The organism is Micromonospora sp. NPDC051227, assembly GCF_044455385.1.
Lineage (GTDB): Bacteria > Actinomycetota > Actinomycetes > Mycobacteriales > Micromonosporaceae > Micromonospora.
Map to the genome: position 1 here is coordinate 119,517 of NZ_JBITET010000009.1, position 21,755 is coordinate 141,271.

A 21,755-nucleotide genomic window follows, 5' to 3' on the forward strand; every position below is an offset into this window, starting at 1 on the left:
CCCCCGGCCCGGCTCAGTCCCGTGGATCGTGCGGGTCGAGCCCGAGCAGCGGGAAGACCGTCTTGCGGGTGGCCGCGATCGCCCGGTCCACCGCGTTCGGCTCGCCGGTCGGCTGCCACGGCTCGTACGACGGGTCGGCGTCGTCGGTCATCCGCAGCGGCACCTCCCGGCCCAGGCTGCGGGAGGCGACCAGGTCCCGCCACGCGGGTGGGGTGAGCGTGGCCGGGTCGATCGGGTCACCGGTGGCCACGGCCAGCAGGTGACTCCAGGCCCGGGGCACCACTTCGACGAGCGCGTACCCGCCGCCGCCGGTGGCCACCCATCGGCCGTCGCACAACTCGTCGGCGAGCGCCCGCATCGCCAGGTAGGTGGCCCGCTGCCCGTCCACCGTCAGGTTCAGGTCGGCGAGCGGATCCAGCCGGTGCCCGTCGGCGCCGCACTGGCTGACCAGCACCTGCGGCCGGAACGCGCGCAGCACCGACGGCACGATCGCGTGGAACGCGCGCTGCCAGCCGCTGTCGTCGACACCGGGCGGCAGCGGCATGTTGACAGCGGTGCCCTGCGCACCCGGCCCACCCGTCTCGTCCGGGAAGCCCGTGCCCGGGAAGAGCGCCAGCGGGGTCTCGTGCAGGCTGACCGTCAGGACGCGCGGGTCGTTCCAGAAGATGTCCTGCACCCCGTCGCCGTGGTGCACGTCGACGTCCACGTACGCGACCCGCTCGGCGCCCAGGTCGAGCAGGCGGGCGATGGCGACCGCCGGGTCGTTGTAGACGCAGAAGCCGGAGGCTCGGGCGGACATCGCGTGGTGCAGACCACCGGCCACGTTCACCGCCCGCCGGGCGTCGCCGCGCCAGACCGCCTCGGCGGCGGCCACCGTTGCGCCGGCGATGAGCGCGCTGGACTCGTGCATACCCTCGAAGACCGGGTTGTCGGAGGTGCCGAGCCCGTACCCGGCGAAGAGCGGGTCGCGCGGCGCGTTGCGCACGGCGGCGAGGTAGGCCGGCGCGTGCACCCGAGTGAGCAGGGCATCGTCGGCGGGCTCCGGCTTGACCATCCGCACCCCGGGCCGATTCAGGATGCCCAGCTCGCGGGCGAGCGCGATGGTCAGCTCCACCCGGACCGGGTCGAGTGGATGGTCACCCATGTCGTAGGCGAGCAGCGACTCGTCCCACACCACAACCGTGTCGTCGGACATGGGCCCATCGTCGCACGAGGATCGGCGCCGGCCCACCGCACGCGCTGGTCAGCGGCCGGGTGTCGACCCGGAGGCGACCGGTCGCGCCGGGTCCGCCACCCAGTTGCTCCACGATCCAACGTAGAGCGCGGCGTCCGTGCGGCCGGCCAGGTGCAGCGCGAGCACCGCCTGGGCGGCGGTCACCCCCGAGCCGCAGTACGCCCCGACTGCCCGCCCCTCGGTCACCCCGGCGGCGGCGAACCGCTCGCTCAGCACGTCGGCGGCCAGGAAACGGCCGTCCGGTCCGACGTACTCCCCGGCGGGCAGGTTCGCCGCTCCGGGCACGTGCCCGGCTACCGGGTCGATCGGCTCGACCTCACCCCGGTAGCGGGGCGCCGCCCGTACGTCGAGCAGCACGGCGTCGTCCGCGGCGGCCAGCGCGGCGGCCTGCCCGGCGTCGAGCACCGGGAGATCGCCGGGGCGTACCACGACGTCACCGGGGGTCGGGGCGGGCGCGTCGGTGGAGACGGGCCGGCCGGCGGCGACCCAGGCCGGGTAGCCGCCGTGCAGCAGGCGCACCGACCGGTGACCTGCCCAGCGCAGCGTCCACCAGGCCCGTGCGGCGGCCATGCCGTCGCCGCCGTCGTACACCACCACGGGGTGACCGGCGCGGACGCCGGCGGCCCGCAGCGCGGACTGCAACGCGGCCGGGTCGGGCAACGGGTGCCGGCCGCCGGCGCCCGGCGCCCCGCAGAGCGCGGTGTCCAGGTCGACGAAGACCGCCCCGGGCAGGTGGCCGGCGAGGTAGTCGTCGCGCCCGGGCGGACCGATGAGCCGCCAGCGGACGTCGAGCAGGGTGGGCGGATCGACCTGGTCGAGCTCGGCGACGAGCCGATCGACCTCGGCCAACGGCTCCTGGGTACCGGACATGGCGACCATCCAACACCATTCGCATAGACGGCACGCGGTTCGCCGAAGGTCACCCGCCGTTCCCCGAGGTAATATCGTGCACCGGAGGACCGCTGACCTTATGAAGTCTCACGACCTGGTCGACACGACCGAAATGTACCTGCGCACCATCCTCGAGTTGGAAGAAGAGGGGGTGCCACCGCTGCGTGCCCGGATCGCCGAAAGGCTGCAGCAGAGTGGCCCCACCGTGAGCCAGACCGTCGCCCGGATGGAGCGCGACGGCCTGCTCACCGTCGAGGGAGACCGGCACCTGACGCTCACCGCCCTGGGTCGCGGCAGCGCCGTGTCCGTGATGCGCAAGCACCGCCTCGCCGAGCTGCTGCTGGTCAACGTCATCGGGATGCCCTACGAGGAGGCCCACGAGGAGGCCTGCCGCTGGGAGCACGTGATGAGCGACGCAGTGGAGAAGCGGGTCTACGACCTGCTCAACCGGCCGACCCGTTCCCCGTACGGCAACCCGATCCCCGGGCTTCAGGAGCTGGGTTCGCCGGCGGCGGAGACCACCGAGGCCGCCGAGGGCGAGCGCAACCTGGCCTTCCCGGGCCTCTCCGGGTCGGTCGTGGTGCGCCGGATCTGCGAGAGCGTGCAGAAGGACGCCGACGTGCTGCGCCAACTGCACGCCGCCGGTGTCGACCCGGGCGCCACGGTGACAGTGGCCCAGGAGCGCGACGGGGTGTCGATCGACCGCTCCGGTGACCGGGTGCGGCTGCCCCGCGAGGTCGCCTCCCGGGTCTTCGTCGCCGCCAACTGACCTTTCGGGCACCCGGGCGTCACAACGTCCGGGTGTCCACCTTTTTCGCCAACGCGGTCAGGTCACCGGTCAGCTTCTCCACCGTCGAGCGCTCACTGCCACGGGCCGTGGTCCAACTCACCGTGGCCAGCCGTCCGTCGCCGGCCAGCCAGCCCACCTCGGCGACCGGCCCGTGCCCGCTCGCCGCGGCGGTGGTCCGCTTGTACGCCTGCTGGCCCAGCCCGGTGACCTTCGCCGCCTTGTCCGGCACCACGTCCGCGCCGAAGCTGGTCTTGTCGATCGTGGTCTCGGTCACGCTGAGCGTCAGCTCCGGCAGGGTCGCGCCGGAGGCCCGGACCACGCAGGTGTGGGTGTCGCCCTGTTCGCTGGCCGCCGCCACGTCGAAGCGGACCTTCACCACCTGCTCGATGACTGTGAAGTCCAGCAGGCGGCAGGCGCCGCCCGAGGAGGCCGCCGCCGCGTCCACCGTGATCGGCACCGGCGGCGGCACCGCCACCGGTTCCGCCTCGTCGGCGCAGCCGCTCACCAGCAGCCCGGCCAGCCCGGCGACCACGATCCGACCGCGCACGTCCCACCCTCTCGCCGACCGACGGCGGAAGGCGCCCGCCAAGTGTCCGTCGGACACCGTACGGGGTGTCGGTGTTGCGCGGAAGTCCTCGTTCCCGCCTATTCCGAGGGTGGATCATCCACGTACGGACAGTGCCGGCAGCCGCGCCCGCAGCACGTGCCACGGCGGGCCAGGAACTTGGCGCTGAGCACAAAAAGGCCGCTTGCCGGGTCGAGGTAACCGGCCTCACCGGCGGCCAGCGCGGCGGTGTGCGCGGCGAGGATCCGGGCCCGGTCGGGATGGTCGGACGGCAGCCGGGACGGGTGCGGCTCGGTGAGCGGCCGGTCGGCCAAGGGTCGTCGCTCTCCGGTCACCGCAGCAGTCTAGGGACGGTTCGTGGTCGGACTCCCGCTGCCTGGATGCCCGACATAACCCCGGCGTCGTCGCGGCGGGCGGTCGTTTCGTCGTACGGTCCGACGACGATCGGGTTCGACACCCGTCGACGCGTACGGAGGGGAAACGATGCGGAAGATCGTTGTGCAGATGAGCGTGTCGTTGGACGGGTTCTTCGAGGGCCCGGGCGGCGACATCGGCTGGCACCAGGTCGACGAGGAGTTGCACCAGCACTTCAACGACGTGATCGCCCCGATGGGCGGGTTCCTCAGCGGCCGGGTCAGCCACGAGCTGATGGCCGCCTACTGGCCGACCGCCGACCAGGACCCGACCGCCAGCGGCCCGGAGCGCGAGTTCGCCCGCATCTGGCGGGACATGCCGAAGATCGTCTACTCGCGCACCCTCGACCACGCCGACTGGAACGCCACAGTCGTGCACGAGGTCGACGTCGAGCAGGTCCGCAGGCTCACCGCCGAGCCGGGCGGCGACCTGGCGCTGGGTGGGGCCGACCTGGCCGCGACGTTCGCCCGGCACGACCTGATCGACGAGTACCGGATCTACGTCCACCCGGTGTTGCTCGGTCGGGGCCGCCGGCTCTTTCCCGAGGCGGACGCCCCGACCGGTCTGCGACTCGTGGAGAGCCGGGTCTTCAGCAACGGCGTGGTCCTGCTCCACCACGAGCGGGTCCGCTGACCGATGATCACCACTTTCACCGCAACCGACGGGACCAACCTCGCGTACCGGACGGTCGGGGTTGGGGACCCGGTGGTCTGCCTGCCGGGCGGGCCGATGCGCGACTCCGCGTACCTCGGTGACCTCGGCGGTCTGGGCGCGCACCGGACGCTGGTCATCCTCGATCCGCGGGGCACCGGCCGGTCGGCGGCCCCGGTGGACGTCTCGACGTGCCGCTGCGACCGCATGGTCGACGATGTGGAGGCGCTGCGCGGGCACCTGGGCCTCGACCGGCTGGATCTGCTCGGGCACTCCGCCGGCGCCAACCTGGCTCTGCGGTACCTGACCGGGCATCCCGATCGGGTGGGCCGACTCGCGCTGGTCAACCCGAGCATCCGAGCGGTCGGGCTGGAGGTGACCGCAGCGCAGCGCCAGGAGGTCACCGAGGCCCGGGCCGGCGAGCCGTGGTTTCCGGTGGCAGCGGCGGCGTTGAAGTCCATCCTCTCGGGTCGGGCCGGGCCGGACTCCAAGCAGGAGATCGCGCCGTTCTTGTACGGCCGGTGGGACACGGCCGCTCAGGCCCACCAGGCCGCCGAGTCCGGCCAGCGCAACGAGGAGCTGGCGCGGGTCTTCAGCTCCGAAGGCGCCTTCGATCCGCCGGCCACCCGTGCGGCGCTCGCCGCACATCGAGGCCCGGTGCTGCTGCTCGCCGGCGCTGTCGACCTGGCCGCACCGCCGGGCCTGGTGACCCAGTTCGCCGAGCTGAGTCCGCGCGCCGAGCTGGTCGTTCAGCCCGGTGCCGGGCACTACCCATGGCTGGACGACGCCGAGGCGTTCACCGCGACGGTCGCGGCGTTCCTCGTCGGCTCGCACGGTGCTTGAGTCTCCACCGGGGGGAGACGCGAGGGTTGGGACATGAGCGGGCAGACGTTTCACACGATCGGCGAGCTGGCCCGGCGGACCGGCCTGAGCGTCAAGACCATCCGGTACTACGCCGACAGCGGGATCGTGCCACCGACGGACCGGAGCCAGGCCGGCTACCGGCGGTACGGCCCGGAGGCCGTGGCCCGGTTGGAGCTGGTCCGGACGCTGCGTGACCTGGGCCTGGACCTGGCCACCATCCGGCGGGTGGTGGATCACGAGGTACCCCTGCCCGAGGTCGCCGCCGCGCACGCCGAGGCGTTGGCCGTGCAGATCCGGGTGCTGCGGCTGCGCCAGGCGGTGCTCACCGTCGCGGCAAGGCGTGGGTCGGGCCCGGCCGAGGTGGACGAGCTGCACCGACTGGCCCAGCTCATTACCCGCGAACGCGGGAAGTTGATGACCGACTTCCTAGACAGCGTCTTCGCCGGCCTCGGCGACCAGCCCGCGTACCCGGGTGTGATCGTCTCGTTGACGCCGGAGCTTCCCGACGATCCCAGTACCGAGCAGATCGAGGCGTGGCTGGAGCTGGCCGAGTTGTGCCGGGACCCCGCGTTCCGGGCCCGGATGCGGCGGCTGGCGCGACAGCACGGCGCCGACCACGACGTCCCGGGGCTGCCCCGCCCGGACGCCGTCGCGGTGGTCCGGGACGCGGTGGCCCCCGCCCTCGCCGCTGGACTCGACCCGGGCAGCCTGGACGCCGATCCGGTGGTCGCAGCCGTCACCAACCGGTACGCGAGCCTGCACTGTCGCTCCGACGAGGTCGACCTGCGTCGGCGGTTGCTCGAACGGCTGGTGCCGGCCAACGACCCCCGCCGGGACCGCTACCTCGACCTGTTGGCGGTGCTCAACGGCTGGCCCGCCGGCGATGCGACGGTGCCGGCGGTGGACTGGTTCATCCGGGCCCTGCGCCACCGGATGGCCGAGCCGGCTCATTGAGCTGACTGCGTCGAAAGAGCGGCCTGGTGACGTCAGCCCAACCAGGTCAGCGCCTGGCCGTGGCCCCTGGCCCAGGCCAGTGGCCTTCCGTCGAGGGCGAGGACGTTGTGCAGCACGTCGCTCGGCGGGTCGGGCAGCCCGTCGTACCGGAGCACCTCCGGCCCTTCGTTCGCCACCCAGTGCCCGGGCAGCTCGCGGACCAACCGGACGAACGCGTCCCGGCGCGGGGGCGGCACCTGATAGAGCACTGACGTGTGGAAGACCACCAGCGTCGCGTCGGTCGGCGCCCGCGCGGCCAGCGCCGGCAGGTCGTCCACCAGGTCGCCGCGGACCAGCAGCGGCGGGTCGGCGGCGGCGACCGCCGCCGCGGCGCGCAGCCGGGCCCGCCGGTGAGCGTGCTCCGGCCAGATCAGAGCGTCCAACCAGGACACGTCGTCGGGGTCGGTCACGTCGAGCGGGTTGAGGTCCAGGCCGGCCCGCCACACCACCTGGGGTACGCGGGCCGGCGGCACCAACCCAACGGCCGCGCAGTCGAGGACCAGCTCCCCGGAGCCGACCCGATGGTCGCCGTAGCGGTACGCGTACCGGTCGGGGTAGAGGCAGAGCCCTGCCGACGCACCGACCTCCAGCAGGGCGAGGGGCTGCGGCAACGCGGCGAGCACCGGCAGCAGGACCGCGCACCGGCCCGCCTCGTTCGTCTGGGTGGCCCGGGCACGCATCTGCGTCTCGATGGCCGGCCAGTGCGTCACCACGTAGTCGTGGAACGCGGCCGGGTCGTCGACCGGGCCGCCGAGCCAGCGAACGACGCCGAACAGCAGATTCGGCTGCCGCTTGGCCGGCGGAAGCCCGTCGAGCACTGTGAGCAGGTCGTCGTCGCGGGCGACGGCCTGCGACAGGCGCTCATACGTGGGCGACACCCCGCGCGCCTCGCGGCTGCCGAACTCGGCGTACGTCTCAGCGGTCGTCATGCCTCATCGTCGCAGCCCATTCCTCGGTATTTCAGCCCCCGTTCCCGTGCGCTGACTCACCCGCCTCGTAGAGTGCTGCGGCGGCCGGACTGTTGAGCAGCAGCTCAGCGGGGTGGGCAACGGGGAGGAACGTGTCGTGCGGGGAGACGGTGTCCGGGTACTGATCGTCGGCGGAGGTGTCGCCGGACTGGCGACGGTGGTCGCGCTGCGCGAGTGGGGCGCGACTGTCGATGTGGTCGAGCGAGCGTCCGGGCCGACCGACTCCGGCACCGGCATCTACCTCACCGGCAACGCGACCCGGATGCTCGACGTACTCGGTCTGGCCGAGCCGGTCGCCGACATCTCCGTGGAGATCACCCGGCAGCGCAGCGCCAACCAGCGCGGGCGTCGCCTCTTCGACATCGACGTGGCCGCGCTGTGGCAGGGCGTCGGACCGTGCGTGTCGCTGCACCGGGCGCAACTGCACCGGGCGCTGCTCGCCGGCGTCGGCGACACCCCGATCCGCTGGGGCCGCCAACCGGTCGCGCTGGCCCAGGAGGGCGACCAGGTCGCCGTCGAGTTCGACGACGACAGCACCGCACGGTACGACCTGGTGCTCGGCGCGGACGGGGTGAACTCGACGGTCCGCCGGCTCGCCTTCGACGGCCAGGCCGCCCGCGACCTCGGCCAGTACGCGTACCGGTGGGTTGCTCCCCGGATCGACGACGAGCCGGTCTGGTCGGTGCAGTTGGGGCGCGGGAGGCAGTTCCTGACCATCCCGATCAGCGCCGAGCAGACGTACTGCTACTACAACGACGGCCCGGTGGCCGACCGGCCCGGCTGGCGCGACGAGCTGGCCGCGACGTTCACCGAGCCGGTGACCACAATGCTCAAGGCCCTCGACTACGACGACAGCACCCTGCACGCCGGGCCGAACCAGGAGGTCGTGCTCGACTCCTGGTCCCGGGGGCCGGTGCTGCTGATCGGCGACGCCGCCCACGCGACCTCGCCGAACATGGCCCAGGGCGCGGCGATGGCCCTGGAGGACGCCGTCGTGCTCGCTTCGTCGTTGGCCGCCGCCGACTCCGTCGCCGCCGCGTTGCGTGCTTTCGAGGCGCGGCGCCGGCCGCGGACGAACTGGGTGCTCAGCCAGACCCATCGCCGTGACAAGGCCACCGGGCTCCCGCCCGTGCTGCGCGACCTGGTGATGCGCCGCCTCGGCGAGCAGATGTTCCGCTCGAACTACGGGCCACTGTTCGTCCAGCCCTGACCGGTCCGAGGTGACCGGCCCGGTCAGGGCTGGGGCGCGCCTACACCGCTCAGGGCAGCTGGCCGGGCCGGTCCACGATGGCGATGCGCAGTAGCGCGACAGCCGTGTGCAGGGACTCCTTGCCGTTGCGCACCACCGACCCCCGCCGGCCGAGGAAGACGTGGGTGTCGCGGTCGAAGAGCAAGTCCTCGTTGCCGCCGATCACACCGGGCATCCGGATCGCCACCCCATGCCGACCGGCGGCGTCCACCACGTCGGCCGATATGACGACAGCCCCGGGCTCCCGTGCCAACAGTTCGAACAGCGCCGCCAGCGCTCGGGGTGGCACGTAGCCCTGGAGCATCGACCGCGCGGTGGTGTACGCCATGCTCTCGTCCCCGTAGACGGCCTCCTCATCGGCGCCTTCGGGGAGGTGCAGGTCGACCGGGTTTTCCCGAAGGTATCGAAGCAGCTCGTCCGGGTCGGTGGGCAGGTCGCCGTGGTATGCCGGCGGCTGGAACGCGTCGAGATCCTTCGTGGGATCGGCGGCATCGTTCATCCGGAGCTCCCGCAGCTCGCCCCACCCGTTCGGGTCGCTCTCCGGTCGGTAGCGTCCCTGCGTGTACGCGACTCCGCCGGCCGACTGCCACAGTTGGTTCCGGATGGTCTGGTAAGGCCCGCTGTCCGGCATGTCCCGGATCGTGGCCAGGGATTCCGTGAAGACGTACTGATCGGGTCGGGCGGTGAGCTCCGGCTGCTGCCGGGCCGCGTCGGCCGCCAGATGGAAGATCTCCGACGCGCTGGCCGTCGGCGGCGGCTCGTCGCCCACCCTCATGGTCTGGACCGCCAACGCACCGGCGGTCAGTGTCACTGCCAGCCCGAACGCTCCGACGAGGCGCCAACCCCGCAGGAACCGGGTACGTCGTCCGGCGGGACGGGCCGCCGCCGCCATCTCGGCCCGGTGGGCGACGTGTGCGGTCAGATCCCTGAGGAGCTGCTCCTCGAAACCCCGCGGCGACCGTTCGGTCTCGTTCATCGTTATCTCCGTCTCATCAGGCGAGGGTGGTGACCGGGCGGGCGAGCACGGCGCGGACGACGCGGCGGGCACGATGCAGGCGGACCCGAGCGGCGACCGGCGACATCCCGAGCACTGCCGCCGCCTCCGTGACGGTGAGGCCGTCCACGGCGACGAGTTCGACGAGCGTCCGGGTGCCCTCGGGTAGCTCGCTCAGCGCCCGATGGGTGCGACGGGCCGCCGATTCGGCGTCGATCCGCTCCTCGATGCGCGCGATGTCATCGGGGCCGAGGTCCCGTCGTCCGGCCAGTCGGCCGGTGACCCGCAGCCGTTGGGCCGCCCGACGCCGCTCGTCGCCGATGACGTTGCGGGCCACCCCGTACAGCCAGCCGATCTGGCTACCCCGCTCCGGCCGGTACCCGGCCGCCGACTCGATCACCGCCAGGAACACGTCGGCGGTCAGGTCGGCGGCGAGATGCGGGTCGTCGACCCGCCGCGCCACGAACCGGCCCACCGCCTCCAGGTGCCGCCGGTAGAAGACCTCGAAGGCCACCGGATCGGCCCCGATGCCGGAAATATCACCTTCCGCGTGGTTAGGGTCATTCACAGGCCGTCCTCTCGTAGCCGTTACACCCCTTCTTCGTAGGACGGAGCGCGGGTGTTACCGAACCATCCGGCACGACAAGCAGATGGGCCGGCAACGTGTCGTCAGTCACGGCAACACCGTCGCCACCGGGCCTGTGGCTCGGCTCATAGTCGACCGCACCGTGCTACCCGAAAGTAGCGGCATATATTTCCGCTGTCGCCGGTCGAGATGAGTGCCGCGCGCCGTAGTAATACGCGACGGCGTGGGCGGCGAACTCCAGATCCGACCATTTAATCGATGCGGGCAGGACACTATCTTGAAAAGCATTCCGTCGCTTCTTCTCGTGCACGGCGCCTGGCACGGCCCCTGGGTCTGGCAGTCGCTCATCGAGCAGTTCCCGGATATTGACATCCACACCGTCGCGCTACCCAGTAGCGGCGACGACCCCACTGCCCTCGGGGACCTCTACGACGACGCGGCAGTGGTCAAGGCCGCCGTCGCCGCCATCGAAGGCCCGGTCGTGGTCGTCGCCCACTCCTACGGTGGCAGCCCGGTCACGGAGGCGCTCACTGCCGCGGACAACGTACGCCGCATTGTCTATCTCGCTGCTTTCCAGCCGGACGTCGGCGATTCGGTCTTCTCCACCGCCGGTGGCGTTGCTCCGCCCTGGTGGAAGGTGCACGAGCGGACGGATCTGAAGGGCAAGGGTCACATCGAGCCATCGCAGCCCCGAGAGGTCTTCTACGGCGACGTCGATCCGGAAATCGCGGAACAGGCCGTTGCGCGACTCGGACTCCAGTCATGGGCCTCGACGCAGCAGCCGCTGACCGGGGCAGCGTGGCGCACCATTCCCAGCACCTACGTCATTTGTGCAGCCGACAACGCTCTTCCGCCCTTCGCGCAGGAACTCATGGCCAAGCGGGCCGAGCGGGTGTTGCGGATGGACTCCTCGCACTCGCCATTCCTTTCTCGGCCCGCCGAGCTGGCCGCGCTGATCCGGGCGGAACTTTCCGCCTGAATTCACGGCAGGATTCGTCCCAGGTTCGTCGGCCGCTATGGTGGGCGGTGGAACAAACGTTGCGAGGTGCCCCGCGCGAGTGGGGAGAATCGGGAAGCCGGTGTGAGTCCGGCACGGGCCCGCCGCGGTGACCGGGGAGTTGCCACCCAGGCGTACCAGACGCAGCCACTGACCCTGCGGGGTTGGGAAGGCGGGTGACCAGCGTAGATCCGGGAGTCCGAAGACCGGCCTCGCGTCATCGACCCCCGTCAGGGGCACGAGCGCAGCGGGAGCCTGCCTTGGACACCGGACTCTACGAGACCATCCACCGCCGCCGGGACGTACGTGCCCAGTTCACCGGGGCACCGATCCCCGACGACACGTTGAACCGGATCCTCAAGGCGGCGCACGCCGCGCCGAGCGTCGGCCTCTCCCAGCCCTGGGACTTCATCCTGGTCCGCGATCCCGAGCTGCGGCGGGAGTTCCACCGGCACGTGCAGCGGGAACGGGACACCTTCGCGGCCACTCTCGAGGGTGCGGCGGCGGAACGCTTCGCCCGGATCAAGATCGATGGCGTACGAGAGTCGACGATGTCAGTCGTGGTCACGTACGACCCGGAGCGGGGCGGACCGGCCGTGCTCGGTCGGCACGCGATCGCCGACGCCGGCCTCTACTCGGTCTGTCTGGCGATCCAGAACCTGTGGCTGGCCGCGACCGCCGAGCAGCTCGGGGTCGGTTGGGTTTCGTTCTACCGGGAGCCGTTCCTGCGCGACCTGCTCGGCATCCCGGCCACCGTCCGCCCGGTGGCGTGGCTCTGCCTCGGCCCGGTCACCCATTTGGAGCAGACACCGGACCTGGAGCGGCACGGCTGGCGCCAGCGACGTCCGGTGTCGTCGGTGATCCACCACGATCGTTGGACGACCGAGTGACCGGGTAGCTGGAGCGGTGCCTCCGCCTCGACCCCGAGCTGGGCAGTCGCCCTGGTGATGCGGCATTATCGAAGCACCGGCGACTGGCGGCACGGGGATGGTGGAACCATCGGGGAGCCTCTCGCGGGCGTCGACCGCCTGGGCGCCCGCGTCGAGGAACCGTCATGACCACGACCAGCCCAACCGTCGAGAACCACACCCCGTCGGGCGCGGCCCGACTCCTGCCGGGTGCACCCGTCGCCGAAGCCGTCCTGGCCGAGACCGCCGACGCAGCCGCCCGCCTCCGCAGCCGCGGCATCACACCGAGCCTCGCCACCATCCTCGTCGGCGACGACGACGCCAGCGCCGGCTACATCTCCATCAAGCAGCGTCAGGCCGCCGCGCTCGGGTTCGCCTCCCCGCACGCGCACCTGCCCGCCACCGCCACCCAGGCCGAGCTGCACCAGGCCATTGCCCGATTCAACAGTGACCCGGCCGTGCACGGGCTGCTCGTGCAGTACCCCGTGCCGGGGCACCTGGACTACGACGCGGCGCTGCAGACCATCGACCCGGACAAGGACGTCGACGGGATGCATCCGCTGAACATGGGGCGTCTCGCCGTCGGCCTGCCCGGTCCGCTGCCGTGCACCCCCGCCGGCATCGAAGCCCTCCTGGCCTACTACGAGATCCCCGTCGCCGGTCGTGAGGTCGTGATCCTCGGCCGCGGTGCCACCCTCGGCCGCCCCCTGGCCATGCTGCTCGCCCAGAAGCGCCCCACCGCCAACGCCGCCGTCACCGTCGTCCACACGGGTGTTCCCGACTGGGCCCGCTACACCCGCCGCGCCGACATCCTCGTCGCCGCCGCCGGCGTACCCCGGATCGTGCAGCCTGAGCACGTCAAACCCGGCGCCGTCGTCATCGGCGCCGGCGTCCGCTATGAAGGCCGGCGTCTCCTGCCGGACGTGGACGAAGCGTGCGCCGAGGTCGCCGGCGCCATCACGCCCCGGGTCGGCGGGGTCGGCCCGACCACCGTCGCGATGCTGTTCCGCAACGCCGTACGCGCCGCCGAGCGCGCGAGCCAGTAGCCCGATAGCCAAGATCACTTGATGCTGAGTAGTCGGAGCGGCTCGTCCACAACTACTCAGCATCAAGTGATCGGGCCGGCTTTCTGCGTGTGGAGATCTCCTCCAGGTGCTGGAGCTGGTGCTGCCGAACCATCTCGTCCCAGACCTCCTGGTCGTAGTCCGGGTCCGGCGGGATCCACTTGTGCGAGTTGTCGCTGTAGTGGAACCGCTCGTCTCCCCGCCGGATCAGACTCACCGGACCCAGCCCAGGAAACGGCGGTGCAGCAGCCCGGCGGGCACCCAGGTCAGGTCCTCGGCCGCCCAGACCGGGTAGGACCCCATGTAGAGGGCCAACGACACGGGTGCGCCCTCAAACTCGGCACGCATCCAGCGACGGCGCCTCGGCCTTGCTCTCAAACGGGCACGTGAGGCTGCAGGTAAGACGCAGGACGAGGCGGCGGCTGCCATCGACGCAGCAGCAAGCAAGATCAGCAGGGTCGAGCTTGGACAGTCGGGGATCCGGCTCACCGACCTGAACCTGTTGCTCGATCTGTACGGAATCCGGGGCGATGAAGCCGAGCCACTACGCGACCTTGCACGAGCAGGCCGGCAACGCGGACGCTGGAGCACTTATCGGAACGCAGCGCCGGACTGGTTCCGCCAGTACCTGGACCTCGAAGGCGACGCGTCAGAGATCCGCTGGTACCAGCCGGAGGTCATCCCCGGAGTTCTCCAGATCGAGCCGTACATCCGCGCCATGAACGCGATCGACCATCCTCGCCCGTCCACCGATGAGGTCGACCGGCAGGTTGCCGTCCGCATGGAACGTCAGTCGATTCTGCGACAGAACGATGGACCCGACCTGAACTTCATCCTTAGTGAGTCAGCGCTCCGCCGAAGCATCGGCGACGGGACGACGATGCGCCGCCAACTCCTGCACCTGGCGGAGGTCAGCAAACAGCCCAACGTCGCGTTGCAGGTGTTCCCGTTCGACGCGCAGACTTACGAGACGGCCTCGTTCAGCTTCATCATCCTGCGTTTCGGTGATGACGCGGCATCCGACGTGGTCTACGTCGAGACCTTCACTGACGCCGACTACCTTGACCGGCCTGACGCGGTTCGCGCCTACACTCGGCTGTGGGACCGACTCCGGGCAGCCGCTCTCGGGCCGGTAGAGTCGCGCAAGCTCATCCTGCGGATGGCGGACGACATGGAGCGGCAACAGACCTGAGAGAGTGATCATGGAAAACTCGGAACGCCCGGTCTGGCGCAAGTCGAGCTACAGCGACAACAACGGCGGCGCATGCGTCGAGGTAGCCGAACTGGATACGAGCATCGCGGTGCGCGACAGCAAGAATCCCCGCGGTTCGACGCTTCGCTTCACAAAAGGCGCATGGACGGAGTTCGTACGCAGCATTCGGTAGCCCCGCCCCGAGGTGGCAGGCGTGCCGTGGACTCTGGGTGGGGCTTGCAGTAGAAGCAACTGAGGATGCGGTGGGTCGGCCTACTTGTTGCTGTCGCAGTTCCGTTAAGACCGGCCCCGCAAAGCGCACCTACGATCAGGCAATGAAGCGACCGCGCTTGTACGGGCCTGGCGAGCTGGCCGCCCTGTTCAACGTGTCGCGGCAGCGGGTACTGCAGATCACCCGCCGCCCTGGCTTCCCTTAGCCGGTGGCCCGTCTGATCGGGACGACTGTCTGGGACGCGGACGAGGTGGACGAGTGGGCCAAGCACAACCGCCCACCACGCCCAACCGAGGGCGACGAAGACCGCTGATCCTGCGCCCTGCTCTACGCCGCCCTCAGTCGCTGCGCATCGGACTTACGGCGACTTTACCGTCGCGTCTGCCTGAGCCGAGCACCGACGGACCCGTCATGATCAAGTGATCATAAGTAGGTCCCAGGGGCGTCTCTGACCTACTTATCATCACTTGATCATGCCCGTGGGCAGCGGCATGACGAGCAACTGAAAACGGCGCTGCCCCGACCTCCCGTGAGGGAAGCCGGGGCAGCGCCGCGTTTCGCGTACGTCAGCTGCAGCCGCTGGTGGAGCCGCAGCCCTCGCAGACGTAGCAGCTACCGGCGGGGCGCATCTTCGTACCGCAGGTGAAGCAGAGCGGCGCGTCGGCGGCCTTGCCGATCACGGCCTCCAGCAGTTCGGTGCTGGAACCCACGCTCGGAGCCGGCTTGGCGGCGGCCACGTCGGCCATCTCCTGGGCCGGCTGGGCGACAGCCTCCGGCTTGGCCGGGGTCTCCACCGGCGCGGACGACGCCATCGCGGTGAGCTCGGCGCCGGTGACTCCGGCGGCCTCCGCGTCGGCCTCTGCCCGCAGCTGCGCGGCCCGCTCCGAGGCGGTGAAGATGCCCAGCTCGGCGCGACGCTCGTAGGGCAGGAAGTCCAGCGCCAGGCGACGGAAGATGTAGTCCATCACCGAGGCCGCCATCCGCACGTCCGGGTCGTCGGTCATGCCGGCCGGCTCGAAGCGCATGTTGGTGAACTTGCTGACGAACGTCTCCAGCGGCACGCCGTACTGGAGGCCGATGCTGATGGCCACCGAGAAGGCGTCCATCACGCCGGCCAGGGTCGAGCCCTGCTTGGACATCTTCAGGAAGACCTCGCCGAGGCCGTCGTCCGGGTAGGACGACGCGGTCAGGTAGCCCTCGGCGCCCCCGACGGAGAAGCTGACCGTCTCGGACGGGCGCTTCTTCGGCAGGCGCTTACGCACCGGCCGGTACTCGATGACCTTCTCGACCGTGGCCGGCGCGGCCGCTGCGGTCTCGACGGCGGCCGGCTCGGTGACCTTGTTGGACTTGGCCACCGAGAGCGGCTGGCCGACCTTGCAGTTGTCCCGGTAGATCGCCAGCGCCTTGAGGCCGAGCTTCCAGCCCTCGAAGTAGATCTTCTCGACGTCCTCGACGGTGGCCGCCTCCGGCATGTTGACCGTCTTGGAGATGGCGCCGGAGACGAACGGCTGGATGGCCGCCATCATCCGCACGTGACCCATCGGGGCGATCGTCCGCTCCCCCATGGCGCAGTCGAAGACCGGGTAGTGCTCCGGCTTGAGACCGGGGGCGTCCACCACGTGGCCGTGGTCGGCGATGTGCTCGACGATAGCCTCGACCTGCTCCTCGGGATAGCCGAGGCTGCGCAGGGCGCGCGGCACCGTCTGGTTGACGATCTGCATCGAGCCGCCGCCAACCAGCTTCTTGAACTTGACCAGCGCCAGGTCCGGCTCCACGCCGGTCGTGTCGCAGTCCATCATGAAGCCGATCGTGCCGGTCGGGGCGAGGACGCTCGCTTGCGCGTTGCGCCAACCGAACTTGTCGCCGATCTTGTTGCCCTGGGTCCACTGCTTGGTCGCCTCGCGGACGATCGCGGTCGCCACCGGGCTGGTCGGCTTGATCTCGTCGTTGGCCGCCGCGTGCTTGCGCATGACCCGCTTGTGCGGCTCGGCGTTGCGGGCGTAGCCGTCGTAGGGGCCGACGACGCCGGCCAGCTCGGCGGAGCGGCGGTAGGCGGTGCCGGTCATCAGGGACGTGATCGACGCGGCGACCGAGCGGCCCTGGTCCGAGTCGTACGGCAGGCCGGTGGCCATCAGCAGCGCGCCCAGGTTGGCGTAGCCGATGCCGAGCTGCCGGTAGGCGCGGGACGTCTCACCGATCTTCTCGGTCGGGAAGTCCGCGAAGCAGATCGAGATGTCCATCGCGGTGATGACGAACTCGACGGACTTGACGAACTTCTCCACCTCGAAGCCACCGTCGGCACGGAGGAACTTCATCAGGTTGAGCGAGGCCAGGTTGCACGAGGAGTTGTCCAGGTGCAGGTACTCCGAGCACGGGTTCGACGCGGTGATCCGCCCGGTCTCCGGGCAGGTGTGCCAGTCGTTGATCGTGTCGTCGTACTGCAGGCCCGGGTCGGCGCACTCCCAGGCGGCCTGGGCGATGGAACGGAACAGCTTCTTCGCCTCGACCGTCTCGATGGTCGAGCCGTCGAGCCGACCCCGCAGGTCGAACCCGCCGTCGTTCTCCACCGCGGTCATGAACTCGTCGGAGACGCGGACCGAGTTGTTGGCGTTCTGGTACTGCACGCTGACGATGTCGGAGCCGCCGAGGTCCATGTCGAACCCGGCGTCACGCAGCGCGCGGATCTTGTCTTCCTCGCGCGCCTTCGTGACCACGAACTCCTGGATGTCCGGGTGGTCAACGTCGAGGATGACCATCTTGGCCGCCCGGCGGGTCGCGCCGCCGGACTTGATGGTGCCGGCCGAGGCGTCCGCGCCGCGCATGAAGCTGACCGGGCCGGAGGCGTTGCCGCCGGAGGAGAGCAGCTCACGGGACGAGCGGATCCGCGACAGGTTGACCCCGGAGCCGGAGCCGCCCTTGAAGATCAGCCCCTCCTCCTTGTACCAGTCGAGGATCGAGTCCATCGAGTCGTCGACGGCCAGGATGAAGCAGGCGCTGACCTGCTGCGGCGACGGCGTGCCGACGTTGAACCAGACCGGCGAGTTGAAGCTGAACACCTGGTTCAGCAGCATCCAGGTCAGCTCGTGCGCGAACACCTCGGCGTCGGCCGGGCTGGCGAAGTAGCCGTACTCCTCACCCGCGGTGCGGTAGGTGGTGACCACCCGGTCGATCAGCTGCTTGAGCGACCACTCCCGCTCCGGGGTCCCCACCGCTCCCCGGAAGTACTTGGTGGTGACGATGTTGGCCGCGTTGACGCTCCACGACTCCGGGAACTCCACCCCACGCTGCTCGAAGTTGATCGAGCCGTCCCGCCAGTTCGTCATCACGACGTCACGGCGCTCCCAGGAGACCTCGTCGTACGGGTGGACCCCCTCGGTCGTCCACACCCGCTCGATCTTCAGCCCCGCGCCTGCCTTGCTTCGTGAACGGCTAGTTGTCACGCCGTCGCCCCCCTCGTCTGCGCGGTCACCCACCGCGCGTCCCAATCTCTTGAAAAACCGTCAAGACTCAGCTGGTACGGCCGGCGGCCTCAACCGCATCGGCCCGGCCCTGCTCCCGGGCTCGCGCCGCGGCCCGCAACGTCTCGATCTCGCGCTCGAAGTCGGCGAGCGAGTCGAACGAGCGGTAGACGCTGGCGAACCGCAGGTAGGCGATCTCGTCCAGGTCGCGTAGCGGACCCAGGATCGCCAGGCCCACGTCGTGGCTGGGGATCTCGGCGGCCCCCTTGGCCCGGACCGTCTCCTCCACCCGCTGCGCTAGCAGCGCGAGTGAGTCGTCGTCCACCGGCCGGCCCTGGCACGCCTTACGCACCCCGCCGATGATCTTCGTGCGACTGAACGGCTCGGTCACCCCGCTGCGCTTGACGACCGCGAGGACCGCCTCCTCGACGGTGGTGAACCGCTTGCCGCACTCCGGGCAGGACCGCCGCCGTCGGATGAGCTGGCCGTCGTCGGCCTCCCGCGAGTCGACCACCCGGGAGTCAGCGTGCCGGCAGTACGGACACCGCATCGCCCACCTCCTAATAATGATCAACTGCGAGCACACCGGACACCCCGGGCACCCCGGGCACGACTCACCGCGACGGTGCCATCCTCGGACGACGCCCGCCGTGATCGACGTTACGGGAGTGCGGTCGGTAGTCAGACCCAACCTGTAGGCAACTTACGCCCGTGTCACTACTACATCTAGGGGTCGACCGTATGTCGCTGGGGAAGCCGGGTCAAGTTGGCAGCGTGTCCGGCGCGTCACGGACCATCCGGTCATCCACGCACCGCACAACGCCCGAAGACCCAACGTCACGATGCCGCCCGGGTTACCGGCCAACCGGCCGAACACGGCCGGAAAATGGTCCAGGATCGAACACCAGTGCTACCTGACGTACCATTTATCAGAACATCCGTACGACCGGAGCGCTTTTTCACCCCGACACGCCGGTGAGAGGTCGTACAGATGTTTGAAAATGACTGATCTCACCTATACGGTCATGAACGACGTGGCATCACCGCACGCACCACGAGCCGACGAGGCACCCCAGCGCCGACCAGGGAGGACGGACGTGACCGAGGACCGGGCCAGCCGGCCGAAGAGCCCGCAGCAGATCACCGAGGCGGGCCCCCCGGCCACCCGACGCCGCAGCGCCGCGCGCAGCCGGACGGGCCAGCCCGCCGTGCGCGCGGTCACCCCGGTGGTCAGCACCTTCCCCGACCCGGCGACGGTCGACCTGACCGCCCGCCAGCGCCGCATCCTGGAGTTCATCCGCAACTGGGTGGAGCGCCACGGCTACCCGCCGAGCGTCCGCGAGATCGGCGAGGCGGTCGGCCTGGTGTCGCCGTCCAGCGTCGCCTACCAGCTCAAGGAGCTGGAGAAGAAGGGCTTCCTCCGCCGCGACCCGAACCGGCCGCGCGCGGTGGACGTCCGCGCCCCCAGCGAGGCGATCGACGACGAGCTGTCGAGGGCACAGCGGCCCACCCCCGCGTACGTGCCGATGCTCGGTCGGATCGCCGCCGGTGGGCCGATCCTCGCCGAGCAGGCCGTGGAGGACATCTTCCCGCTCCCCCGCGAGCTGGTGGGTGAGGGCGAGGTCTTCATGCTCCAGGTCAAGGGCGACTCGATGCTCGACGCGGCGATCTGCGACGGCGACTGGGTGGTCGTCCGGCAGCAGCCGACCGCCGACTCCGGCGAGATCGTGGCCGCCATGCTCGACGGCGAGGCGACAGTGAAGACCTACCGGCGGCGCGACGGGCACGTCTGGCTGATGCCGCAGAACCCGGCCTTCGACCCGATCCCCGGCGATGACGCCACCATCATGGGCCGGGTCGTGGCGGTGCTACGCCGGATCTGACCGATCGGCGGGTGGGTGCCGACAGCGCTCACCCGCACCGCTCGTCAGGGCGAATGAGCGCCTCAGCGCCGATCAGTAACGGTCGCCCCGGGGACCGCGACCGCCCCCGGGATACTGCCCGTACGGGTCGACGGGCGCATCGTCGTCGCGTCGCCGACTGGGCCGCTGACCCCGGTAGTCGGGCTCCTGCCCGCCACGCCGGGGCGGCTCCGCGCGACCGGGCTGACCGCCATCGCCGCCGTAGACGCCCCCGCCAGGACGGCCACCACCGCCCTGCGGACGACCGCCACCGCCACCCTGCGGACGACCACCGCCACTGGCAGGGGGACGACCACCGCCACTGGCAGGGGGACGACCACCGCCGCCAGCCGGGGGACGTCCGCCGCCGCCGTAAACGCCAGCACCGCCGCCGTCCGGTCGCGGCGCACCGTAGCCACCGTCAGCCGAGGCCGGCCGGCCGCCACCGCCGTACACGGCACCACCCGCCGGGCCACCGCGACCCGCACCACCCGCCGGGGCCGGGCCACCGCGACCCGCACCACCGCCGTAGACCGCGCCACCGGCCGGGGCGCCCCCGTAGACACCACCCCTGCGGTCATCGTCGGCCGGGAACCCGTCGACGGCACGGCCCGCACGCGGGCCGAACGGCTCACCGTCCGGCTCCGACGGGTCGGACGCGTCAGCGGCCGACGGCCGACCGCGGGCGCGAACGATGCCGAAGATTCCGGCGGCGACCAACAGAAGGCCGATCAGCCCGACCGCCCCGACCAGGTACGTGATGTCGTCGAGGCTCAGCCCGTCGGTCCAGGACTTCGAGGCGGCCGGCCTGGCGCCGTCCTCGGCACTCAGTGGCACGGCGGTCGACGTGGACGGGGTGTAGCCGAGGATGTCGATCGGCTCGTCTTCGGTGAACCGGCCCGCGTCGGAGACGGTGACGAACGACTTTCCGTCCGACGTGTAGCTGATGGCCTCGCCGAACGGGTCGGCCAGCGGCGTCACCCGCGGCTTGCCGGTGGTGAGCGCGGCCACGATGTCGCCACCGGTCACGTCGAACTCGAAGGCGTCCGCGTACGTGCGCAGAACCACCCGGGAGCCGTCCGGTGCCCGGGATGCGCCGGTGATGGCGATCCGGCCGAACGTGTTGAGGGTGTTCTCCGTCTGGGTCTTCGGCAGCGTGAGCTCGCCGGCCTTACGCATCGGCACCGGATCGGTGTCGCCGCTCTTGAGGGCCGCCGACGGCGTGTAGATCTCGGCCTTACCGCTGGTCACCTTGGTGATGATCAGCGGCTTTCCGTCGTCGCCGATGAGCAACGCCTCAGCGTCGTGCGGTTTGGTCTCGGGATAGGAGAGCCGGTGCAACGTCGGCTGCTTGGTGCCGCTGACCGGCATCGACCAGAGCGCGACGCGGCTGCGGCGCTCCTTCGAGTCGGGGTTGTCACCGGTGTCGGCGATCCAGAGGGTGCGGCCGTCCTTGGACAGGGCGAGATCCTCGGTGTCGAACGGACCCTGCCCCGAGTAGCGGACCGGCTCCTTCGAGATCTTGCACTTGCTGTCGAGGAAGAACACCCGCTTGCGCGCCGCGACGTCGGTGCCGTCGTTGATGACGATGTAGCCACTCTTGGTGGCGACCAGCCCGGACAGCTCCCGTAGGCGCTCGTCGGTGATCGTGCATCGCTTCTGACCAGGGTTCGCGGCGGGCGGCCCGGACGCCCCAGGGGCGGGAGCCGCTGCGGCGACTCCGGCGAGCGCCACGGTTGCCCCGAGCAGGCCGAGGGCAACCGTGACCGAGGAAACAACGCGGCGCATTCGGCCAGTGTCGCAT

General features: G+C 70.7%; 23 protein-coding genes and 1 riboswitch. Of the genes, 11 read left to right on the forward strand and 12 right to left on the reverse strand.

What is annotated here, in order from left to right; all coding sequences use genetic code 11:
* Positions 1-13: 13 nt before the first annotated feature.
* Positions 14-1,195, reverse strand: coding sequence for an acetoin utilization protein AcuC (locus ACIA47_RS22135; protein WP_396710289.1), 1,182 nt, complete (start codon positions 1,193-1,195; stop codon positions 14-16).
* Positions 1,196-1,243: 48 nt separating this feature from the next.
* Positions 1,244-2,104 carry a sulfurtransferase gene (locus ACIA47_RS22140; protein ID WP_396710291.1) on the reverse strand — a complete coding sequence of 287 codons (861 nt, stop codon included), beginning with the start codon at positions 2,102-2,104 and terminating at the stop codon, positions 1,244-1,246.
* 100 nt (positions 2,105-2,204) lie between these two features.
* Here ACIA47_RS22140 and ACIA47_RS22145 point away from each other — a divergent pair, with 100 nt between their 5' ends.
* Entirely contained in the window at positions 2,205-2,894 is a 690-nt protein-coding gene (locus ACIA47_RS22145) for a metal-dependent transcriptional regulator (protein WP_091400569.1), read from the forward strand.
* 19 nt (positions 2,895-2,913) lie between these two features.
* Here the strand turns inward: ACIA47_RS22145 and ACIA47_RS22150 are convergent, their stop codons facing one another.
* Positions 2,914-3,462, reverse strand: a complete 549-nt coding sequence (locus ACIA47_RS22150; RefSeq protein ID WP_396710293.1) for a hypothetical protein — start codon at positions 3,460-3,462, stop codon at positions 2,914-2,916.
* A gap of 98 nt (positions 3,463-3,560) precedes the next feature.
* Positions 3,561-3,815, reverse strand: coding sequence for a DUF5522 domain-containing protein (locus ACIA47_RS22155; RefSeq protein ID WP_203123085.1), 255 nt, complete (start codon positions 3,813-3,815; stop codon positions 3,561-3,563).
* A 148-nt stretch (positions 3,816-3,963) separates the two neighbouring features.
* Between ACIA47_RS22155 and ACIA47_RS22160 the strand changes: the two genes are divergently transcribed.
* From ACIA47_RS22160 to ACIA47_RS22170, 3 genes are read left to right on the forward strand one after another with little or no spacing between them, the layout of a single operon-like run.
* The gene (locus ACIA47_RS22160; protein WP_203123083.1) at positions 3,964-4,527 is read left to right on the forward strand and encodes a dihydrofolate reductase family protein; all 564 of its coding nucleotides are present in this window, start codon (positions 3,964-3,966) and stop codon (positions 4,525-4,527) included.
* 3 nt (positions 4,528-4,530) lie between these two features.
* Positions 4,531-5,388: an alpha/beta fold hydrolase gene (locus ACIA47_RS22165; protein ID WP_238411478.1), complete on the forward strand. Its 858-nt coding sequence runs from the start codon at positions 4,531-4,533 to the stop codon at positions 5,386-5,388.
* A 33-nt stretch (positions 5,389-5,421) separates the two neighbouring features.
* Complete coding sequence (locus ACIA47_RS22170) at positions 5,422-6,363, forward strand: MerR family transcriptional regulator (RefSeq protein WP_396710296.1); 942 nt, start codon at positions 5,422-5,424, stop codon at positions 6,361-6,363.
* Positions 6,364-6,395: 32 nt separating this feature from the next.
* Here the strand turns inward: ACIA47_RS22170 and ACIA47_RS22175 are convergent, their stop codons facing one another.
* A complete protein-coding gene (locus ACIA47_RS22175; protein WP_396710298.1) occupies positions 6,396-7,331 on the reverse strand; it encodes a DUF2332 domain-containing protein in 936 nt (311 codons plus the stop codon).
* 136 nt (positions 7,332-7,467) lie between these two features.
* Here ACIA47_RS22175 and ACIA47_RS22180 point away from each other — a divergent pair, with 136 nt between their 5' ends.
* The gene (locus ACIA47_RS22180; protein WP_396710300.1) at positions 7,468-8,580 is read left to right on the forward strand and encodes an FAD-dependent monooxygenase; all 1,113 of its coding nucleotides are present in this window, start codon (positions 7,468-7,470) and stop codon (positions 8,578-8,580) included.
* 49 nt (positions 8,581-8,629) lie between these two features.
* Here ACIA47_RS22180 and ACIA47_RS22185 read toward each other — a convergent pair whose 3' ends face one another.
* Together ACIA47_RS22185 and ACIA47_RS22190 are read right to left on the reverse strand one after the other, a co-directional pair.
* Positions 8,630-9,595 (reverse strand): CU044_5270 family protein, encoded by a 966-nt coding sequence (locus ACIA47_RS22185; protein WP_396710302.1) that lies wholly within the window; start codon positions 9,593-9,595, stop codon positions 8,630-8,632.
* Between the two features lie 16 nt (positions 9,596-9,611).
* Positions 9,612-10,181, reverse strand: coding sequence for a sigma-70 family RNA polymerase sigma factor (locus ACIA47_RS22190; RefSeq protein ID WP_203123078.1), 570 nt, complete (start codon positions 10,179-10,181; stop codon positions 9,612-9,614).
* Between the two features lie 295 nt (positions 10,182-10,476).
* Between ACIA47_RS22190 and ACIA47_RS22195 the strand changes: the two genes are divergently transcribed.
* The 3 genes from ACIA47_RS22195 to ACIA47_RS22205 all read left to right on the forward strand — a co-directional run bounded on the left by ACIA47_RS22195 (position 10,477) and on the right by ACIA47_RS22205 (position 13,150).
* Positions 10,477-11,178 carry an alpha/beta hydrolase gene (locus ACIA47_RS22195; RefSeq protein WP_238411481.1) on the forward strand — a complete coding sequence of 234 codons (702 nt, stop codon included), beginning with the start codon at positions 10,477-10,479 and terminating at the stop codon, positions 11,176-11,178.
* 47 nt (positions 11,179-11,225) lie between these two features.
* Positions 11,226-11,426, forward strand: a riboswitch (cobalamin riboswitch).
* Between the two features lie 30 nt (positions 11,427-11,456).
* Positions 11,457-12,086, forward strand: coding sequence for a 5,6-dimethylbenzimidazole synthase (bluB, locus tag ACIA47_RS22200; protein ID WP_396710305.1), 630 nt, complete (start codon positions 11,457-11,459; stop codon positions 12,084-12,086).
* A gap of 164 nt (positions 12,087-12,250) precedes the next feature.
* Positions 12,251-13,150, forward strand: coding sequence for a bifunctional 5,10-methylenetetrahydrofolate dehydrogenase/5,10-methenyltetrahydrofolate cyclohydrolase (locus tag ACIA47_RS22205; protein WP_396710307.1), 900 nt, complete (start codon positions 12,251-12,253; stop codon positions 13,148-13,150).
* Between the two features lie 52 nt (positions 13,151-13,202).
* Here the strand turns inward: ACIA47_RS22205 and ACIA47_RS22210 are convergent, their stop codons facing one another.
* Both ACIA47_RS22210 and ACIA47_RS22215 read right to left on the reverse strand, forming a co-directional pair.
* The gene (locus tag ACIA47_RS22210; protein ID WP_396710309.1) at positions 13,203-13,385 is read right to left on the reverse strand and encodes a hypothetical protein; all 183 of its coding nucleotides are present in this window, start codon (positions 13,383-13,385) and stop codon (positions 13,203-13,205) included.
* Entirely contained in the window at positions 13,382-13,516 is a 135-nt protein-coding gene (locus tag ACIA47_RS22215) for a hypothetical protein (RefSeq protein WP_396710311.1), read from the reverse strand. The genes ACIA47_RS22210 and ACIA47_RS22215 overlap by 4 nt, the downstream gene beginning before the upstream one ends.
* On the opposite strand from ACIA47_RS22215, the gene ACIA47_RS22220 reads away from it, so the two are divergent.
* Positions 13,515-14,360, forward strand: coding sequence for a DUF5753 domain-containing protein (locus ACIA47_RS22220; RefSeq protein WP_396710496.1), 846 nt, complete (start codon positions 13,515-13,517; stop codon positions 14,358-14,360). The two genes, ACIA47_RS22215 and ACIA47_RS22220, sit on opposite strands and share 2 nt — an antisense overlap.
* A gap of 10 nt (positions 14,361-14,370) precedes the next feature.
* Positions 14,371-14,553: a DUF397 domain-containing protein gene (locus ACIA47_RS22225; protein WP_203123090.1), complete on the forward strand. Its 183-nt coding sequence runs from the start codon at positions 14,371-14,373 to the stop codon at positions 14,551-14,553.
* 605 nt (positions 14,554-15,158) lie between these two features.
* On the opposite strand, the gene ACIA47_RS22230 is transcribed toward ACIA47_RS22225, so the two are convergent.
* Together ACIA47_RS22230 and nrdR are read right to left on the reverse strand one after the other, a co-directional pair.
* The gene (locus tag ACIA47_RS22230) at positions 15,159-18,065 is read right to left on the reverse strand and encodes a vitamin B12-dependent ribonucleotide reductase (protein ID WP_396710498.1); all 2,907 of its coding nucleotides are present in this window, start codon (positions 18,063-18,065) and stop codon (positions 15,159-15,161) included.
* A 34-nt stretch (positions 18,066-18,099) separates the two neighbouring features.
* Positions 18,100-18,600, reverse strand: a complete 501-nt coding sequence (nrdR, locus tag ACIA47_RS22235) for a transcriptional regulator NrdR (RefSeq protein WP_091400542.1) — start codon at positions 18,598-18,600, stop codon at positions 18,100-18,102.
* A 547-nt stretch (positions 18,601-19,147) separates the two neighbouring features.
* On the opposite strand from nrdR, the gene lexA reads away from it, so the two are divergent.
* Positions 19,148-19,933, forward strand: coding sequence for a transcriptional repressor LexA (gene lexA, locus ACIA47_RS22240; protein ID WP_112586701.1), 786 nt, complete (start codon positions 19,148-19,150; stop codon positions 19,931-19,933).
* Positions 19,934-20,005: 72 nt separating this feature from the next.
* Here the strand turns inward: lexA and ACIA47_RS22245 are convergent, their stop codons facing one another.
* Positions 20,006-21,739, reverse strand: a complete 1,734-nt coding sequence (locus tag ACIA47_RS22245) for a hypothetical protein (protein WP_396710314.1) — start codon at positions 21,737-21,739, stop codon at positions 20,006-20,008.
* Between the last annotated feature and the right edge of the window lie 16 nt (positions 21,740-21,755).

What these genes read in the sequence shown, in the direction of transcription:
- ACIA47_RS22135 (WP_396710289.1), bottom strand. Translation starts at nt 1,195, where the DNA reads ATGTCCGACGACACGGTTGTGGTGTGGGACGAGTCGCTGCTCGCCTAC.
- ACIA47_RS22140 (WP_396710291.1), bottom strand. Translation starts at nt 2,104, where the DNA reads ATGTCCGGTACCCAGGAGCCGTTGGCCGAGGTCGATCGGCTCGTCGCC.
- ACIA47_RS22145 (WP_091400569.1), top strand. Translation starts at nt 2,205, where the DNA reads ATGAAGTCTCACGACCTGGTCGACACGACCGAAATGTACCTGCGCACC.
- ACIA47_RS22160 (WP_203123083.1), top strand. Translation starts at nt 3,964, where the DNA reads ATGCGGAAGATCGTTGTGCAGATGAGCGTGTCGTTGGACGGGTTCTTC.
- ACIA47_RS22165 (WP_238411478.1), top strand. Translation starts at nt 4,531, where the DNA reads ATGATCACCACTTTCACCGCAACCGACGGGACCAACCTCGCGTACCGG.
- ACIA47_RS22170 (WP_396710296.1), top strand. Translation starts at nt 5,422, where the DNA reads ATGAGCGGGCAGACGTTTCACACGATCGGCGAGCTGGCCCGGCGGACC.
- ACIA47_RS22175 (WP_396710298.1), bottom strand. Translation starts at nt 7,331, where the DNA reads ATGACGACCGCTGAGACGTACGCCGAGTTCGGCAGCCGCGAGGCGCGC.
- ACIA47_RS22185 (WP_396710302.1), bottom strand. Translation starts at nt 9,595, where the DNA reads ATGAACGAGACCGAACGGTCGCCGCGGGGTTTCGAGGAGCAGCTCCTC.
- ACIA47_RS22205 (WP_396710307.1), top strand. Translation starts at nt 12,251, where the DNA reads ATGACCACGACCAGCCCAACCGTCGAGAACCACACCCCGTCGGGCGCG.
- ACIA47_RS22215 (WP_396710311.1), bottom strand. Translation starts at nt 13,516, where the DNA reads ATGCGTGCCGAGTTTGAGGGCGCACCCGTGTCGTTGGCCCTCTACATG.
- ACIA47_RS22225 (WP_203123090.1), top strand. Translation starts at nt 14,371, where the DNA reads ATGGAAAACTCGGAACGCCCGGTCTGGCGCAAGTCGAGCTACAGCGAC.
- nrdR (WP_091400542.1), bottom strand. Translation starts at nt 18,600, where the DNA reads ATGCGGTGTCCGTACTGCCGGCACGCTGACTCCCGGGTGGTCGACTCG.
- ACIA47_RS22245 (WP_396710314.1), bottom strand. Translation starts at nt 21,739, where the DNA reads ATGCGCCGCGTTGTTTCCTCGGTCACGGTTGCCCTCGGCCTGCTCGGG.